General features: G+C 43.1%; 9 protein-coding genes. All 9 read right to left on the bottom strand.

Features of this window, described 5'->3' with window-relative positions; genetic code table 11:
- Window positions 1-85: 85 nt before the first annotated feature.
- Window positions 86-4237 carry a two-component regulator propeller domain-containing protein gene (locus tag ACFSR6_RS07705; protein WP_379077187.1) on the bottom strand — a complete coding sequence of 1384 codons (4152 nt, stop codon included), beginning with the start codon at window positions 4235-4237 and terminating at the stop codon, window positions 86-88.
- Between the two features lie 72 nt (window positions 4238-4309).
- The gene (gene fucP, locus ACFSR6_RS07710) at window positions 4310-5542 is read right to left on the bottom strand and encodes an L-fucose:H+ symporter permease (RefSeq protein WP_379077190.1); all 1233 of its coding nucleotides are present in this window, start codon (window positions 5540-5542) and stop codon (window positions 4310-4312) included.
- A 27-nt stretch (window positions 5543-5569) separates the two neighbouring features.
- Window positions 5570-7465, bottom strand: coding sequence for a glycoside hydrolase family 97 protein (locus tag ACFSR6_RS07715; RefSeq protein ID WP_379077193.1), 1896 nt, complete (start codon window positions 7463-7465; stop codon window positions 5570-5572).
- Window positions 7466-7545: 80 nt separating this feature from the next.
- On the bottom strand, window positions 7546-7701 hold the full coding sequence (locus ACFSR6_RS07720; RefSeq protein WP_379077196.1) for a hypothetical protein: 156 nt from the start codon (window positions 7699-7701) through the stop codon (window positions 7546-7548).
- Between the two features lie 104 nt (window positions 7702-7805).
- Entirely contained in the window at window positions 7806-8300 is a 495-nt protein-coding gene (locus ACFSR6_RS07725) for a CHRD domain-containing protein (RefSeq protein WP_379077199.1), read from the bottom strand.
- Window positions 8301-8327: 27 nt separating this feature from the next.
- Window positions 8328-10184: a RagB/SusD family nutrient uptake outer membrane protein gene (locus tag ACFSR6_RS07730; protein ID WP_379077201.1), complete on the bottom strand. Its 1857-nt coding sequence runs from the start codon at window positions 10182-10184 to the stop codon at window positions 8328-8330.
- A gap of 17 nt (window positions 10185-10201) precedes the next feature.
- Complete coding sequence (locus tag ACFSR6_RS07735; protein ID WP_379077204.1) at window positions 10202-13285, bottom strand: SusC/RagA family TonB-linked outer membrane protein; 3084 nt, start codon at window positions 13283-13285, stop codon at window positions 10202-10204.
- A 19-nt stretch (window positions 13286-13304) separates the two neighbouring features.
- Complete coding sequence (locus tag ACFSR6_RS07740) at window positions 13305-15056, bottom strand: RagB/SusD family nutrient uptake outer membrane protein (RefSeq protein WP_379077207.1); 1752 nt, start codon at window positions 15054-15056, stop codon at window positions 13305-13307.
- Between the two features lie 11 nt (window positions 15057-15067).
- Window positions 15068-18226 (bottom strand): SusC/RagA family TonB-linked outer membrane protein, encoded by a 3159-nt coding sequence (locus tag ACFSR6_RS07745; protein ID WP_379077210.1) that lies wholly within the window; start codon window positions 18224-18226, stop codon window positions 15068-15070.
- Between the last annotated feature and the right edge of the window lie 316 nt (window positions 18227-18542).

An 18542-nucleotide genomic window follows, 5' to 3' on the forward strand; every position in this document is an offset into this window, starting at 1 on the left:
AAAATAGGAGTACATTTTCGCTAAACACCCTTAAAGTGTGCGTAAACAGGGTTTTTAAGCTGAAATCTAGCTGGTCTTTTGACTATTATTTCATCTTGTATCTCCGGCCCAGTGTTTTACGATGCTTGGTAATAAAGGCTGTTGGGGTAAGTCCGAAAAGTTTAGAAAACTGTTTTCCAAAGTATTTGGCATCATTAAATCCTGAACGGAAAGCTACTTCGGTTACATTATAATCGGAGCCAATAAGTAATTCTGCCGCTTTACGCAGGCGAATAAACCTGATAAAGGCATTAACAGATTGCCCGGAAATACTTTTAACCCGTTTATATAAGTTTGAATGGCTCATTCCAACCTCGTCCGCCAAAGTCTTAATGCCAAAATCAGAGTCGGTAAGGTGTTTTTCAACCACCAGGATACAGGCATCTAAAAAGGCCTTATACTCTTCAGATACGACCACGGAGTTGCTTTGAAGTGTAATTTCGTTATAGAAGTAGTTTTGCAGGTTGTTCCGGTTGCGCAACAGATTGGCTACCCGAGCTACCAGGTATTCCCTTTCAAATGGTTTGTTAATGTAGTCATCAGCACCGCCATGCACACTTTTAAGCTTCAGATCCTGCGATGAACTGGCCGTTAATAAAATAACCGGTATATAAGAAAGTGTTGGATTAGATTTAATAGACTGGCAAAATTCGATTCCATTTATACCCAGCATCTTAAAATCGGTAATAATTAAATCAGGAAGTTTTTCGCTGGCAATCTGCAGCCCCTGCTCACCATCTTCTGCTTCATAAACCGTATAATCGTTTATAAAAAGACTTGCAATATATTTCCGGATATCCCTTTCATCATCAACAATAAGGATGGCTTGCTTATCGCTTACTATACTTACATCCAGGCTGATGTTATTATCTTCAACAGGTGTTAAAAGGTCTGGTGCATATATTTCTTCAAAAAGATCTTCCTCACCATCCTGCGCATCGGCTACAATAAACCCTGCCAGATGGTCTGTGCCTTTTAAGAGTGTAATACTAAAAATACTGCCTCCATCTGGCCTGTTTTGGTAAGCTATGGTTCCGGAGTGGGCTTCTACAAACTGTTTAGCCAGGTAAAGGCCAATACCAAAACCCGACTTATGCGTTCCATCTGTTCGCTCTGCCTGGTAAAAACGTTCAAAAATACGGTCGGCTGCTGCTTGCGGAATACCAACACCAGAATCTTGTACAGTAAGCATCAACTGTTGTTCGTTTTCGCTGAGTTTAATTAATATTTCTCCTCCTGCCGGCGTATACTTTAAGGCATTAGAAATCAGGTTAAACAGAACAATTTCTATTTTTGTGCCTTCAGCATACACTTCCGGTTCAAAAGCAGACGATTCAAACCTGTAATCAATCTGCTTGGCTGTAGCCTGTTGTGTAAAGCAATCATAAACGGCTCTCGACAATTTTTCCAGGTCAAGTTTATGGGCTTTAATTTGTTCAAAACCCTCTTCTGCTTTTCTGAAGAGCAATAACTGATCGACCAATGAAAGCATCCTTTTCGCATTACGTTGTATGAAGTTAAGTTCATTAGCGACCTGGCTATCAGGACTATTCTTCTTAATGAGATCGTTAACCGGATTGATGATCAAAGAAAGCGGTGAGCGAAATTCGTGCGAGATATTGGTAAAAAACGACATGCGTTTTTCGGCAAGTGCTTTCTCCTGCTCATTAATAATCCTTTCTTTCTCGTGCGCCAAACGTTCCATGTTGTGCCGGGCCACCTGCGAATCATATTCGGCCTTTTTGCGCTGTGCCTCCAGGTTTATAATCTGAACTTCGTATTTTAACCTGGTTTGGGTGTTACGATAACGCAGATACACGTAAAGTAAACCGGCAATAGCGGCAAGATAACCCAGGTAGGCCCATAAGGTACGGTACCAGGGCGGCAAAACCTTAATTTTTAAACTAATTTCCTGGTTTCCCCACTCTCCTTCTACATTGGTAGACCTTACCTTAAAGGTATAATTGCCTTCAGCAATGTGGGTATAAGTGGCTTTTCTGTCTTTCCCTGATTTACTCCAGCCACGGTCCCAACCATCCATAAAATACTGGTAAGAAATTTTTTCGGGTGATGAAAATTCGAGTGCAGTAAAGTTAAAAGTGAATACAGCCTGATCATAAGGGACTTCTATTTCCCTTATAGCAACGTTATCTTCAGCTACTACCCAATCCAGATTTTTTTCAATCGGGGTATTGTTAATCGTTATACCTGTAAGGAACAAGCCCGGCATATCTTTTCGTGGAACAATCTTGTCTGGATTAAAGAGACTAAATCCTCTGATCCCTCCAAAAACGATTTCCCCCGATTTCAGTTTCACCCCTGCATTGATCTGAAACTGATTACTCTGCAAGCCGTCGCTCTGATAGAAATTACTGAATTTACGTTTATCAAAATTAAAGCACGATACCCCATAGTAAGTGCTCATCCACAGGTTACCGCGCTCATCAGGAATTAAAGTTAATACCGAGTTATTGCAAAGTCCGTCGGCAGTGGTAAAACGTAAAACGACCTTCTTTTTAACCGGATCAAAAACAAAGAGCCCTCCACCTTCTGTACCCATCCACAGGAGCCCGTTTTTATCTTCATAAATAGCCCTTACCGTGTATCCCAGGTCATAAAAATGGTGCTTTTTGTTTTTTTTATCAATTTGAACGAGCTGACTCAAGTTTCCAGCCCAGATCTGGCCGTTACGTGCCTGCATCATGGTGAAGAGGTCGCCAAGTTGCTGATCGAAAATTTCAAATTTATCTTGCGGGGCATTGAACCTGTAAAGTGCCCCCAAAAGGCTTCCACGCCTCAGGGTACCCACCCAGATATCACGGTCAATATCTTCAAATACCGTAAATGCAACTTTACTCTCAATCCCTGTTAACGGGTTGATCATTTTATACCGCTTAAACTTTTGGGTAAGGGGGGTAAAGCGGTTTACGCCTTCGTTAAAAGTACCGATCCAGATATCACCTTTTGTATCGGCAATTAATGAAGAAACAAAATCAGTAGAAATTGATGATGGATCTGCAGTATGTTTAAAATTTAAAAAATGATCTGATTGCTGATCCCAGATACTCAGGCCAAAGCCATCTGTTCCGATGTAGAGCTTACCTTTTGATTGGGATACAAAGGCTGATATAGAATTTCCGGGAAGTGAATTTTTGTTCGGATCGTGCACCCAGGTCTGGAACGTTTTTTTTTCAGGATCAAGGATCGTGACTCCGCCTGACGAGGTTCCCACCCATTTTCTGTCGTTCTTATCAATAAATACGGAATAGATATTTTCGCCAATGAACCCATTATCAAAATCAGAATTCACCACATCAACCTGGTTATTTGAGATGATATAACGGAAAACCCCGCTTCCGTTAGTTCCAAGATAAAGTTCGCCGTGCTTATCGGCTGCAATGGCCGATACCGACATGCCCAAGAGCATATCTCTGATACCCTTTATCTCGGTGTTTAAATTTGTGGCAGGATCGTAGCAATAAAGTCCCCGCTGTGTTCCCAAATATACTTTTCCACCGCTAACGGCCATGGCCTGTGCCAGCAAAACATCTGTATTACAAAGGTTGAGCACCCCTGCCCTGACATCAAGCAAAGCCAGTCCCTGGTTTTGAATGAAAACCCATATCCGCCCCTTATTATCGGCACCGGCAGCCTGCACACCATAAAATAAGTTTTTTTTGCCATTGACCAGCAGGGGAATCGGTTCGCCTGTACCGGATGGCTGCCCGAAGCGGATTAAGCCAAGGCCTTCTGTTCCTACCAGCATTGTATTTTGGGGGCCTGATACTATTTCCCTGATCACATTAATCAGGGGTAAAATTTTACCGGTTCTCCAATCGCGGTATTTTGCAGTATTAAAAATACCTTTCTGATCATTATATACACTTAGCCCTTTTCGGGTGCCAATCCACATATTATTATCAGCATCACTACTCACTGTGTGGATAATATTATGGATAAGAGATGCTTTATTATCTAATTCGTTTCTAAAAATTTTGAAGTCATATCCATCATACCTATTCAGTCCGTCTTTAGTACCCAACCAAAAGAAGCCTTTTTTATCCTGGTAAATGCAGCGAACAAAATTATTGGAAAGCCCGTTCTCAATTGCAAGGTGCCTGATGGTAAAAGGGTCTTCCGCAGCAGCACAACAGAAACCAATGGTTAAGAAAAAGAATAAATGTAGAATTCGTTGCACAACAGGAGGATTGAAAGCTACTAAAATAATGAAACATATGTGAATAATCTACAGTTTATCTGGTTAAAGCTTTTACTTGGTCACTTTAAAGAATTTTATGGCGAAGAGCGCAATGACCACGTAACACACAATGGGTAAATAGTAGGCATGTGCTACATCAGTATTGGCTATCTTACCCATAAAATAAGGCATTACCGCTCCACCAACCACTCCCATAGAAATATAGGAGGAAGCCTGCTGGGTATGTGAACCAAGATTTTTCAGTCCGAGGCTAAAAATGGTAGGGAACATAATACTAAAGAAAAAATTGATGCTTAACAAGGCGCAATAGGATGTCCAGCCCCAGCTTTGGGCAACAATAAGGCAGGCCGCAATACTAGCAATGGCAAATGCTGCAAGAATTTTGTTTGGGGCTATAAATTTCATCAGGTAAGTTCCAACGAACCTGCCTAGCGCCATCATGACCATAAACAATACCATAAAGTTTCCGGCTTTCTCATCAGAAAAGCCCATCTTCTCGTGGCCATAATTTATAAAATAGCTCCAGGTACCGGCTTGGGCTGCTACATTAAAAAACTGGGCTGCTACTGCCCAAACAAAATGCCTGTGCTGAAAGAGGCTTTTTCCGGGGGCAAGATCAATGTTCTGTGCAGCTGCAGGCTCATCGGAAATGCCATGAGGATCAATCAGATCGGGAATACGGATAAAGAAAAAAGCCACAGCAACAACCAGGATAAATGCTCCTAATCCGGCATAAAGCAATTTTACCGAATCAAGTGAATTTTCGTTCCCTCCGGAAGTAGCACGCAGCAAAAAGAATGTGCCTATAGCCGGGCCAATTATTGCTCCGATGGCATTAAAAGACTGGGAGAAGTTTACCCTTCTGTCGCTGGTACGCTGGTCGCCCAATGAGGCTGCAAAAGGATGTGCAACTGTTTCGAGTGTTGCCATTCCGCAGCCAAGAATAAAAAGTGCTATCCTGAAAAAACCAAAGCTTTCTGCATTTGCTGCCGGGACAAAAAGAAATGTGCCCAAGGCAAAAAGTGCAAGCCCCAGTATTACGCCAGCCTTGTAACCAAAGCGTTTAAGAAATATTCCGGCCGGAATGCTCATGATAAAGTAGGCCCCAAACACGGAAAACTGGATCAGCCCTGACTGTGCTTTTGATACGTTAAGCACATTCTGAAAATGTTTATTAAGTACATCACTCATAGAGTGTGCCACTCCCCATAACATAAACAAGGAAGTAACCAGGATAAAAGTTAACAGGAATTTCTTTTCGGTAAAAGCAGGTTTATTATTCATTTTGATGTTATTGTATCCTTTTTATGATTATTTTTTATGGAGCCAGATTGCTGCACCTCCTGAGACCTGGAGATCCAGTTTCAGGGTAGATTGTGCATCAACCGTAATATCTTTTATGCCTACTTTGGTGGCAGTGTTAACGGTGTTGTCATCATGATAAATCCTGGCAACAAATTTTTGCCCTTTTGGAAGAAAATCCAGCTTTAATTCTACCTTGCGGGCTTCTGTATTGGTAATACTGCCTAAAAACCATTCTTCGCCACTGCGCCTTACAGTGGTAATGTACTCGCCCGGTTTTCCCGATAAAACCTTAGTTTCATCCCAGGTAACAGGAATCTTGTCCCAAAATTCAAGTTCAGGCTCGCCTTTATAGAGGGCAGGTTTATCATACCAATATAAAGTCTGTATCGGGCTAAAATAAATGGCAGCTAACGCCAGTTGATGTGCATGTGTGGTTTTAATCCTGCTGTCGAAATAACAGATTGTATAATCAGCTGCCCCGGCCAGAAACCTGGTAAACGGCATTACGGTATTGCTGGTGGCTGCCGGCATTTCTTCATTTCCCCTTATACCTTCTGCTGTCATCAAATTAGGCCAGGTACGCTGCTCGCCGGTTGGCCTCCAGTCGTCGTGTATATTAACCATAATGTGGTTTTGGGCAGCCTGCTGTATCGCTTTTTCGATCCAGGTGGTCCAGCGATGCGAACCTGACTGAACGAAACCGAACTTTACACCTGCAACGCCCCATTTTTTATAAATGGAAAAAAGACTATCGCTTTGCATCAATAAGGCCTGCTGGTTAACATAAAGCCACACACCTATCCCCTTTTCTTTTGCATATTTAATAATTGCAGGCAGATCAAAGTCGTTGATCGCCACCTTTGAAGCATCAGAATTAAAGCTAAAAGCCGGACCATACCATTTCCAATCGAACAGGATATATTGCAGGTTCCGTTTAGCGGCAAAATCAATATTCTCAAAGGCATCGCGGGTTGTTTGCGACATTACCCTCATAATTTTACCGGGTTTAATCCAGTTTTCATCTTTTATTTTAGAGGGTTCGTTGAGGTTCAGGATCAAATCTGTACCCATAGCAATTTCTGGTGCGCTTTCGGCAACTAAAATTGCTCTCCAGGGCGTTGCAACCGGCGAAATCAGGTCAACAGGTGTAAACATGGAAGTTACCAAACTGTTTTGGGCCTTTAATTTGAATTTAGACCTCGAATAATCAACCATTCCGGCCTCAATAAGTGTGGCAAACAACCCATTCTTCAGCTCGAGGGTAAGCGGACGTTCGGCTTCATAATCCCAATTTTCAAGCGCTACCTTCTCATAAGGTGCCTGCGCCCAGTTGGCCTTCCAGGCTAAGGTTCCGGGGGCAAAATTAAATTCGGTATTCTCTGACATGATCCGGTAGTAGGTGCCTTTAGCATTTTCAGGAAAGAAAAAGCGGATGGCTACGCCCTGGTTATAGGCCCTGATTTCAATATTCATCAGGTAGTTAGGATTATCGTCTTTTACCGTACTGATGATGAGACTATTATACTGATCACGGATAAGTTTTTTTTCGCCGTAAACCGGTATCCAGGTGGTATCTTTTGTTGAGCGTTTTACTCCGGTAATCTGCAGGTTTTCGAACCAGTTTTTATGCTTATCTACCGGAAGTGCCATTGCACTTTCTGAGAGGTGATTATCGAGTTGCAGCTCCAGCTTTGATTCTAAAATAACGGGTTTGCCCTTGTAGCTTAGCTGGTAAAAAAAAGCCTTTTCCTTGTTGGCAATTTCTTTTTGAAAAAATTTAAGTTCGACTGAACGATCGGGTGAGCTAAGTAAATGCTCGGCAGGTATTTCCTTCTCTTTGGCTGTAGCTTTAAAAAAAAGAAGTGAGAGGAGCATTAAAATAGTATAGCTGTTATATTTCATATTCAAATCGGGAGGATTTTAGAGATGCTGATCAGTTTTAAAAAAATAACTATTTGTGTTTGGGACGGAAGGGTGCCGGTTTACCTGCTAATTTCTTTTGGCAAAACGGCTCCCGTTATCCTGGAAGCGATCCGGAGCCAATGTTTCTCGATATTCTTTTCAGAAATCTGCCTCCGGTTAAAAGTAAATGGTAGTTCTTCCTGGTCGGTATGGCCAGGTAGTTTTTTATTTTTCATATTTATATGACACCGAGTCGCATTTTATATACTCCAACATCATGAAAATTAAAGACAGTTTGTCGTACAATTTTCTTGTTACAAAGCTGCTTTTGCTAAACAAATCAGTTCATAACTGATTTGAGTTGCCCCCTGATGATGCCCTGCGGGTATTTTTGTGTACAGATCTGGTAATAACAATTTCCATTTAACAATATATTCTTCTCTGCTGCAGAAAGCTCCGAATATCCACCCAGGCCCAGGTTTACAGATCCGCTGGCATTGGCATTTGAAAAGGAAATGGTCTTAATCAATGTACCGTTTGTACCTGCCGCTGCAGGTCCGTAGAATTTTACTGCGGTAAGCGGGTCGGCAGGTGTTCCCGTAAAAATATTGCTCCAGGAAAGGGTGAAGGTTAATACATTTACCTGCTCATCGTACCAGCCGTTAAAACTTCCGGTCGCATTAACGCCTGTGGCGGGTACCATTTGCGTTCCATCGGCAGCGCCGGTAACCGTATAGGTTGCGCCATTAATCGAAACGAGTTCTTTTCCTTTGGTACAGGCCCAAAGATTTAATACTGCACACAGCATTAAAAATTTAAATATGGTGTTTTTCATATATTTAAAATTGAATAATTAAGGTTACTAATAACCTGGGTTCTGTTTCATTGAAGGTGATTTGGTCAGTTCTGCCTGTGGTATCGGGAAGAAATACATATTATCCCTGAATACATTTTTCCTTACTACAATGGTACGGTAGCTGTAACTCCCATTACTTGCCCTGGTAATTTCCATACCATGCAAGTCTTGATTGAGTACCTGCGGTGCGGTTTTCCACCGGCGCACATCCCAAAAACGGTGTTCTTCCAAGGCCAGTTCTACCTGGCGCTCACGTTGTAAAAATATCCTCATTTCTTCCTGCGTCATGTTGGCTTTCATTCCATACATGCCATCGGCACCGACTGCAATGCCTGCACGGTCTCTTATATCCTTTAACCAGGTGTAAATCTGTGAAGATGGCCCACTGAATTCGTTATTGGCTTCAGCGGCATTTAACAACACCTCGGCATAGCGGATCAGGATTCTTGGCCGGTTTAATTCTACCCCGCCGTTAGCCACATTATTGGCAAGCATTTTATAGGCAAAATAACCTGTCCTCGTACCTGTTGCGGTATAAATTCCATCGGTTCTAGCACCAGAGATTGATGCATCGTTCGTAGATGAAGAGGGTATATCTCCGGTATAGGTCCATACGGGTTGATCTGTAGCCTTACCATTCAAAAAGCGCAAGCCTCCGTTATAGGTAATTGAGGCATAAAAACGTGGGTCGCGGTTGAGATACATATTGTTCCCAATACCCGGATATCCAGAAGCAGGGTCATCTATGGCTTTTCCGTTGGCCATTCCAAAAGCATCTACAAGTTCCTGTAAGGGGAAACAGCTGGGACCGTTAGACTGGTATCTTGTGCCTCTTGTTGCCGGATTGGCCAGCGTTTCCCTGATCATGTTATTTTGAGTGGTTGTTGCCGGTAAAAAAGCAAAAACAGCCTCTGAATTTGGGGCACTGGCAGTAAGCCCATTAAGAAACTGGTTATAGAAAAAAGGCGTAACCCTGCGAAACAGCGTATACTGCCCCAGGTTAATTACCGCTTGTGCCGCATCGGCAGCAAGTTTCCAGCGGTTGGGATCGGTATTACCCAATGAAACCAGCCGTGAAGGATCGTCGCCCCTTGGTGCATTTATTAATGGACTTGCCGCGTATAAAAGTAAACGGGCCTTTAACGCCAGGGCAGCTCCTTTTGTAGCCCGGCCATAATCGGCCGGATTACCTGTGGCCGCAACAAAATCAACAGGTAGCAGGCTTGCAGCAGCATCGCACTCTGATATAATGTAATTCAGGCATTCTTCGTAAGTGTTGCGCGGTAAATCAATTGCATCTCCATCGCTAAAAATGGCATTTCCAATTAACGGGAAACCTCCATAAGTTTTCAGCATGGTTGCATAATACCAGGCCCTTAAAAACCGCATTTGCCCTTCCAGGAGTTTCTTGGTGTTGGCGGTCATGGGTATGCGGGCCTGGTTTTTAAGAAAAATATTAACTGCCCTCACCTGTTGCCAGGTAATGGTCCAGATCTCGGCTGTTACATTGCTTGGATTAATGGCCCCACCGGCCCAGTAAGTTTCTTGTTCGGTTGGGGCATTTGCCGACTGCACCTCGTCACTTGCAGCATCAACACCACCTCTTCCCCACCGGTTGGGCTCCCAAGAGTAGGTAAGATTGCTATACCTGCTGTTTACATAGTTCCAGCTGTTTAAACTATCCGTAAAAACGGTATTTTCATCTATCTGACTCAGTTTTTTCTGATCGAGAAAGCCTGATTTCCTGCAGGCGCTCAAAGCAGCAATAAGCAGCGCTGTAAGCATCAACCTGGATCCGGCTCCAACCATTAGCTTTAAGCAGCCTGCACTAATATTTTTATATCCTAAAATCGTCTTTTTCATTTTTCTTTCCTTTAATGTTAAAAACCTAGCTGCAGCCCGAAAGTATAATTCGCCGTAATTGGGTATGCTGTACCGGCGTTACTGCCCTGGGCAATTTCGGGGTCGACCTGAAACTTACCTGTATCTCTGATGGTGAGGAGGTTATAACCTGCTGTGTAGACTCTGCAATTCTGGATGAAATGCGTTTTATCTATCCACTTTTTAGGCAGCTGAAACCCAAATTCGAGCGATTTCAGACGGACATAACTCCCGGGTGTAAGGCTAAAATCGGATATGGTTTGCCAGGTCCTGTTGTTAATGTTGTTATTAAAACCAATCCGTGGGAAAATAGCATTATCTGGATGGGAAGGGGTCCAGCTCTGAAGGTGCAAAGGTTGCGGTACCCCATTAAAAATATCGGTTCCTTCGGCAAAAACGTTAATCGCATAACCCCATGCTCCCTGTATCAGGGCACGCAGTGAGAAACCCTTATAATTTAAGCCCAGGTTTATCCCATAAGTATAGGTTGGAATATTAGGCTGCGACAGGAAAGTCTGGTCGGCAGCCGTGATAAATCCATCGCCATTCAGGTCGGCATATTTCATATCACCCGGCTGGATGGTGCTCCATAAAGGGTAAGCCACTCCAGACCTAACGGCTCCGTTCGCATCAAAATCTGAAACCTGGTAAAAGCCAATAAATTTGTAACCCTTGGTAAGGCCGATTTGCCGGCCGGTTTGTGCCAGATACGGATAATCTGGCGCCTCGCTGATATAAATGATCTTATTTTTAAAGTGAGAAAGGTTACCACCAATTGAATAGGAAACTGCCCCGATCTTGTCGCGGTAATTCAGTTCTAATTCAAATCCTTTGTTATCAGAAATCCCAACATTTCTTCTAGGCACCGCCTGACCAATAATGGTAGGTATTGCGCCTTGAGCAATCAGCTGATCGTAGCGGTATTCATAAAAATAATCTGCAGACATACTGAGTTTCCCTGCAAACATATTGATATCGAGGCCAACATCGGTTTTTCTTGATTTCTCCCAGGTTACATCAGCATTTACCAATGCACCTTCGGTTGCACCATTTCCAAAAATTGTTCCCGATCCCGGCAGTGTATAGGCTATTGAAGTAAGTACGGTAGGATAACCATAGTCGCTTCCGGTAAGCCCGTAAGATCCCCTGAACTTAAAAAGATCAATAAAAGGGAACAGTTTTTTAAAGAATTTTTCCTCTCCCAGGTTCCAGAAGCCTGAAACAGATGGGAAAAAACCATAACGCTGTTCTTTCCTGAACAAGTCGTTACCATTTCGGGCAACATCAAATTCAACTCCGTAGGTTTGTTTGAAATTATAACCCAGCCTGCCCGAAATTCCCCTGAAATTTACCGGAACATCGGCAGCATTAACCGTGCTGATATCATTTACCAATGCCAGTGCATATACCCTGTGTACACCGAAATTGTGATCGTAATTTAACGATAACTGACTGTTTACAGAATTGTTGAAGACATCGTTCCCAACATTTTGTGTAAAAACCGGGAACCGGTTATTGCCTTTGCTACTGTAAGTGTTATTTGCTGAGTTATAATAAAAAGCCGGGAGCGTTGTCGGATCACGTTGCAGGTTACGGTGTTCGTTAATGTTGCTGGCATAAGATACATTTAACTTTGCTTCGAGGCCCTGGGCAATGAAATCGAGTTTTTGGTTGGCGCCTGCTACAATATTAAAGTTATTGTTGTAATTACGTTTGTATCCGCTGTTGGCAAGCCGGCTTATAGGGTTAACGTATCCATTTCCCCAGCTTTGGTTTGCATAACCATAGGTTCCGTTAGGATTAACGGTGGGCATGCTAAATGCTGAAAGGTTCCTAAAAGAAATCAATTCTTTAAATAAGCCAGCGGCATCCAGTGGTCCATTAGGGTTATTGATGGTTTCAAAACGCCCGTTTAAATCAAACCTGATGTTCAGGGTTTTGGTTGGGGTAATATCTAAATTGGATCTAAAATTTACCCGGTTATAGAAATAATTGGGTTCAACCCCGTCATCATCCGGATTTGTAGGGGTAAAATCGCGCAGTAACCCGTTCTGCTTAAAGTAACCAAAGGAGGTAAAATATTTTACTTTGCTGTTTCCGCCGCGGATATCGACATTGTAGTTGCTCTGCGTGGAACTGTTTTTTAACAATTCTTTTTGCCAGTTCACATTGGGGTGACCGTAGGGATCTGATCCATCTTTAAACATTTTTAAATCGGCTGCAGTCCAGGGCAGCGTAAGTGGTGAGGCCAGGCCATAGCTGTCGTTAATATAGGCTTCGTTTTGCAGCACTGCAGTGGCATAGGCATCCAGGTAGCTGGGATACTGAATTACCTGATTTATTCCAAATTGTGTGGAAAGGTTAATGGAAGGTTTAGAGATCATCCCTCTTTTGGTGGTAATCACCATGGCTCCATTGGCCCCCCTTACCCCATATATTGCGGTAGTGGATGCATCTTTCAGAATCGTAATGGTTTCGATTTCGTTGGGATCAAGCTGTGCAACCTGTGCATAAGTATATTGAATATCGTCGACAATGATGAGCGGCTGATTATCATTGTTAATTGAATTTACCCCACGGATAAAAAATTGGGCTGCATCTGATCCCGGCTGTCCGCTGCGCTGAATTGCCGTAAAACCGGGCAACCGGCCTGCCAGGGTATTCTGAATACTTGAAGTAGGAACATTTTCGATTTCGGCGGCTTTTATCGAACTTACCGCACCCGGATTGGTAATCCTTTTCTGTGTGCTGTAACCTACAATTACCACGTCATCAAGCCCTTTAGTATCCGGCTTCATTTTTATTGCCATTTTTTTTCCTGCATCAGCCTGCAGGCTAAGGGTGACGTAACTTACCATGGTGAAACGGATCGTGTTATTCACTGATTTTAAAGTGATTACAAAATCTCCGTTTTCATCGCTTACGGCACCGTTACGTAGATTTCCTTCTTCAGAAATAGAAACACCGGGCAAGGGTATATTTTTTTCATCCACAATATGCCCTTTTATTGTCCTCACCTGAGCATATAATTTTGCAGAAGTAAAAACAAACAGGAACAAACAGATTATCTTTATAAATTTCATAACTAATATTTGTTATCGATTAGTAGTTGGGGTTCTGAGCAATATTTGGATTGGCCAGTATCTCGCTATTTGCAATGGGTAAAAGGTACATGTTATTGGCATTGAAGAAAGGAGTAGCCACCGTAACCGGGGTGTAAGTAAAGGAACCATCTGCATTTTTGACGATGTTAACACCATGCAGAGAACCTGTTCCGTATACTTCTTTGGCAATCTTCCACCTGCGGATATCGTAAAAACGCCTTTCTTCAAAAGCAAATTCCAAACGGCATTCATTCCGGATCAGATCCCTCATTTGTTCTTTGCTCAATCCGGCAGGAGCTGCAAAAGGATTTAAACCTGCACGTTGTCTTACCGCATTAACCGCTGCATAAACCGTTGCATCTGGTCCTGCAGATTCGTTTTGTGCTTCGGCATAGTTTAGCAAGATATCGGCATACCTGATAAGGCAAAAAGTTGATATGCCCGATGGGTGGTACATGGTTGGCGTAAAGGCTGTATTGTTATCGTCCTGCGCCAGAAATTTCTTTTGGTAATAACCGGTCTGGGTTTGCACACCGCCGGCAATATTGGTGTTATTTGGTTTGTCTAAACCGCCTTCATAGGTTTGTACAGGTCTTCTGAGCCAGGTGGCCCCATTGTAAAATACCGTTTGAGCAAACCTCGGATCGCGGTTTGCGTACGGATTAGCCGGATTGTAACCTGATGAGGGATCGGATATGGCTTTACCGTTTGCCATAGGAAAAGCATCTACAAGCTCTTGTGTGGGGCTTACAATTCCGCCACTTACCACATTACCTACGGTATAACCAACAGGCGAGGCCAGGTTGCCCCAGGTAACCTGGTAGCTTGCTGCGTAACGTGTAAAAACAAATTCTTTATTTACATGGGTGGTATTCAGAATGTAACGGTTAGGCTCTAAGGCAAACATGTTTAAGTCCATAACGGCTTTCATGGCATCTGCTGCTGTTTTCCACCTGTTGGCATCAAAACTTGGGTATCCGGTAAAATCAAGTGCCGGAGTAGCTGAGGGATTAAACAACGGGCTTGCAGCGAGCAACAATACCTTGGCTTTGATGGCCATGGCAATGGTAGGGCGCATACGGCCCGCATCATTATCAGTACCCTCTGCTACCCCATTACCACTGCCGCGGCTTGCCAATGAGGCATCGGGCCTTAACTGATCCTTTACGGCATCCAGCTCGGATACGATGTAATCTACACAGGCGGCAAAACTGCTTCGTTTTAACTGCAGTAAAGCAGGGTCATCAGGACTGTAAACTTTTTCGCCCAGTAATGGCACGCCGCCATAACGCCTGATCATTTCATAATAGAAAAAGGCCCTTAACGTGCGTACTTCGGCCGCAAGCCACTTGGGCAATGTGGGGTCGCTCCAGGGTACACGTTTATAATTATTCAGGAAAATGTTGGCCCTGCGTATGGCACTGTAAGAATTGGCCCAGTTATCATCAAAAGTATTAATTGAATTGTATCCGCCGTTAATTACGTTCCAAACCGCATTAGCCCTGTTACTCGGAACCCCATCTCCGGCAGCGCAATCGAGTTCCATTCCGTTCAGGCGTATAAAACCATTGGGTAACTGCGAATATATTTTAATTACCCATGCCTGGGCATTGGTTCCGGTTGCATCGTATTGATCCCAGATGTCGTTGTCTTTGGCTATATTCAGCGGATGATCTTCAAGGGTCTTTTTACATGATATCGATAAAACCAGGAAAAATGCAAATAAAAGATTGATAACTAATTTTTTCATATCATTTTTAATTAAAACTTAGCGTTGATTCCAAAATTGAAAACCTTTAACATCGGATAGGTTGGGTTTAGTGATTCAGGATCAACGTCATTCCTGAATTTAGATAGCGGCGACCAGGTAAACAGGTTTAGCCCGTTGCTAAATAACCTGATTGAAGGGACACCAATTTTTTTGGTGAGGTATGCCGGTATGGTATACCCGATTTCGACATTTTTAAGCCTTACGAAACTGGTATTCTGAATCCAATAACTGGATACTTCCTGGTTGTTGGCATTGGCACCTAACCATAAACGGGGCTGATTGGCAGTAGCCGCTGTTGCAGGTGTCCAACGGCCCAGGTTAAATTCAAATGCATTGGCTGCACCGCCATTACCAAAACCATTATAGAAATCGCCATATTGCCCGGTTGGTCCTCCCAATGCGGTTTGACGGTTCATTACGCCTTGTAATAGCGCGCTAAAATCGAAGCCTTTAAAATTAAAACCAATTGAGGCACCATAGTACACGGCTGGTTTTCCGCTGCCAATAGGCCCTTTATCCAAATCGTTGATTATCCCATCGCCATTCCTGTCCAGGTAACGGATATCACCGGGCCTTAACGAAGATTTTGGAGTAGCTGCAAGTACAGCCGTTGCCGGATCGTTAATTTCTGCAAAGCTCTGGAAAAGCCCCGTAGCGGTATAGCCATAAAGCATACCTACCGGCTTGCCTGTTTGACGCTGGTAATCATAATTTCTGGCAATTTCGTCCATGAAAACAACTTTCGATTGAACAAGCGAGAAATTACCTGAAACAAAAAAGTTAAAATTGCTGATGTTATCCTGGTAAGTGAGGGAAATATCAGATCCTTTATAATTATAGGTGTATAAATTTTTATTGGGATAAGCTGCACCGAGTATATTGGTTTTTATGCCGGGGCTACCTACCAAATCATAAAACCTGTTATTAAAATATTCGGCAGTAATGGTTAATTTGTTATTCCAAAAACCCAGGTCGAGTGCAATATTGGTCTTTTTTGCTTTTTCGGCTGCAAGATTGGGGTTTGCAAGACTATTTTCGCCGGTACTGCGGGTAACGCCTACTCCTGTGTTTCCAAAATAATACCCATCTCCATTATCGAAATTGGTAGCCGGTGTCCAATAGGTTTGTATATAGGTATAATAGCCGGCGTTTGCCTGCCCCGTTTGCCCATAGGTACCACGGATTTTAAGGTTGCTGATCCATTTTAAATTGTTTTTTACGAATTCTTCATTATGGATGTTCCAGCCCATACCCAAAGCCCAGTAAGTTGCCCAGCGATTGGCTGGTGCAAACCAGTTGTAACCTGCATAGCTACCTGCCGCTTCAAAAAGATACTTTTGATCATAATTGTACTGGAACCTGGCGGCATAATCAGTATAAATTTCCGGAAGTGTACCCGTATCGAACTGCATGGTGCTCTGTTCATTTCTCAAAACAAGGGCTGACAGGTTGTGCTTTTCAAAACTATGCTCGTAACCCAGGTCAGCTTCGGTATAAATAACCCTGCTGCGTACCCCCGGTGTTCCTGATGTACCCTGCTCTGTCAGGGTTCCGACAGCGGTATAAGAATTGTTCGGGTTAAGTTGAAAAGATGCAAAGTTTTTTGACCTGTCGGTTCTATACAGTGTGGAGTTATTGTACGAACCCTGGATTTTAGCATATAAGCCGGGCAAGAGCACATCAAGGCGCTGGGTTAACTGGAGATCGACTGAAACATCCCTTGCATCCTGAAACTGGTAACCGCGCTGCAAAATCTGCCCGTAAAGATTGGCATTTTGCGCATAGGTACTGGTACCGCCAAGGGTGCCATTTGGGTTAAATACAGGATAGGCATTGTTTGGCGTAGCCGCTAAGCCAGAAAAAACCGTTGCAGTGGTACCACCAGGCTGATTATTCTTTGCAATCCGTCCGAAAAGATTGAGCTGCATCACGGTGGTTTTGGTGAGGTCTACCCCAAGGTTGCTTCTTACAATATACCGGTCGAGCTGTGCATTCGTATTGTAGCTGTTTAACGAATCATTGGTATTAAAGAGGCCTGTCTCCCTTAAATTATCCAGGTCAACAAAATAACGGAATCCCTTTCCGCTCCCCTGTACATTGAAATTATACCTGTTGATATAGGATTGCTTCCGGAGTATGGTACTGTACCAATCCACGTTGGGATGGCGGAAAGGATCAGTCTGGTTTTGATAAAGTGCAATATCGGCCGCAGAATAAGATGGGGTTAAGGTTACCCCGGGAGGAGCATCATTCTGCTTGGCTTCGTTATAAAGCATGGCATAGGTTGCTGCATCAAGCGATTTTGGCAGTACAATGGGCCTTTCAATTCCGCCCTGGGCAGAAAACGAAATACGCGGTGCTCCTTTATCTCCCTTCTTCGTGGTGATGGCAATTATTCCATTTGAGGAACGCATGCCAAACATTACCGTAGCCAGTGCATCTTTATAAACTGAAACGGATTCGATCTGATCGGGATCAATGGAAAGATACGGACGCTGGACACCGTCGATTAAAATAATGTTATTGCCAAGGGCAGAACGTACATTGTAATTCAGGCCATTCCCGTCAAGCCCAGGCCCTCCACTGGTAAAACCAATGTTTAATCCGGCGATACGCCCCGGAAGTGCCTGAAGAAACTGTGATGCAGGGGTGGTATTTAATTGGTTAGTATTAACCGACGAAATGGATTGCAGTAAATTTTCCTTTAACTGACGACCATGCAGAATATCAACCGAAGCCCTGTCTACTGCCGCAGAATCGTCCCGGTTTATATTATTAAAATCTTTTGATGGCAGATACCGCCCGATGAGTTGAATAATTACATTTTTGCGGCCTGAATAAGGTGTTTCAAGCGTATAAAAATCGGGATGCTCAAATCTTAGTTTATCTCCTTTTAAGCCTGCCACCGCAAAATAGCCGTTTATAGACGATTGGGTTGTTGCACCGCTGGTAATATCTGAAATTTTTACACCTTTTAACGGTTTCCCATTATTATCAACAACTGTCCCCTTCAGCGAATCTGTTAATACTTTTTCTACTGCCTGATTGCTGAAAGATCTGCCTGGTGAAGCAAAGCAGTAAGCGTGCAGCAGGAGGATAATTGAACTTAGTACAAGTTTTCTTTTAACTAAAATGTAATTGTCTATCATGAATGATATTTTTAATTTGATTAGAATGCAATTAGGCTTTACAGCCTCCCCTGTTTTTTTGGTCTCAGATTGGAGAGCATTGGGAAAATACCCACAGTATTAGGGTATTTATCAGATCATAAACCATCGGTTTCGGGTAGCCGACTAAGACATACCGACTTATTGTTGACACTCGTTTATTTGCTTAATACTCTCTTTTATGTAAAAGAATAGTATTCTTAAGAAAAAATTTAAGCAGGAGGTAAAAGCTGGTTTATAATCAGGTTATTGATTAACTGACGACTAAAACTAAAACAAAACATCAGTAATACAAGAA

The organism is Pedobacter vanadiisoli (genome assembly GCF_042684385.1).
Classification (GTDB): Bacteria; Bacteroidota; Bacteroidia; order Sphingobacteriales; family Sphingobacteriaceae; genus Pedobacter; species Pedobacter vanadiisoli.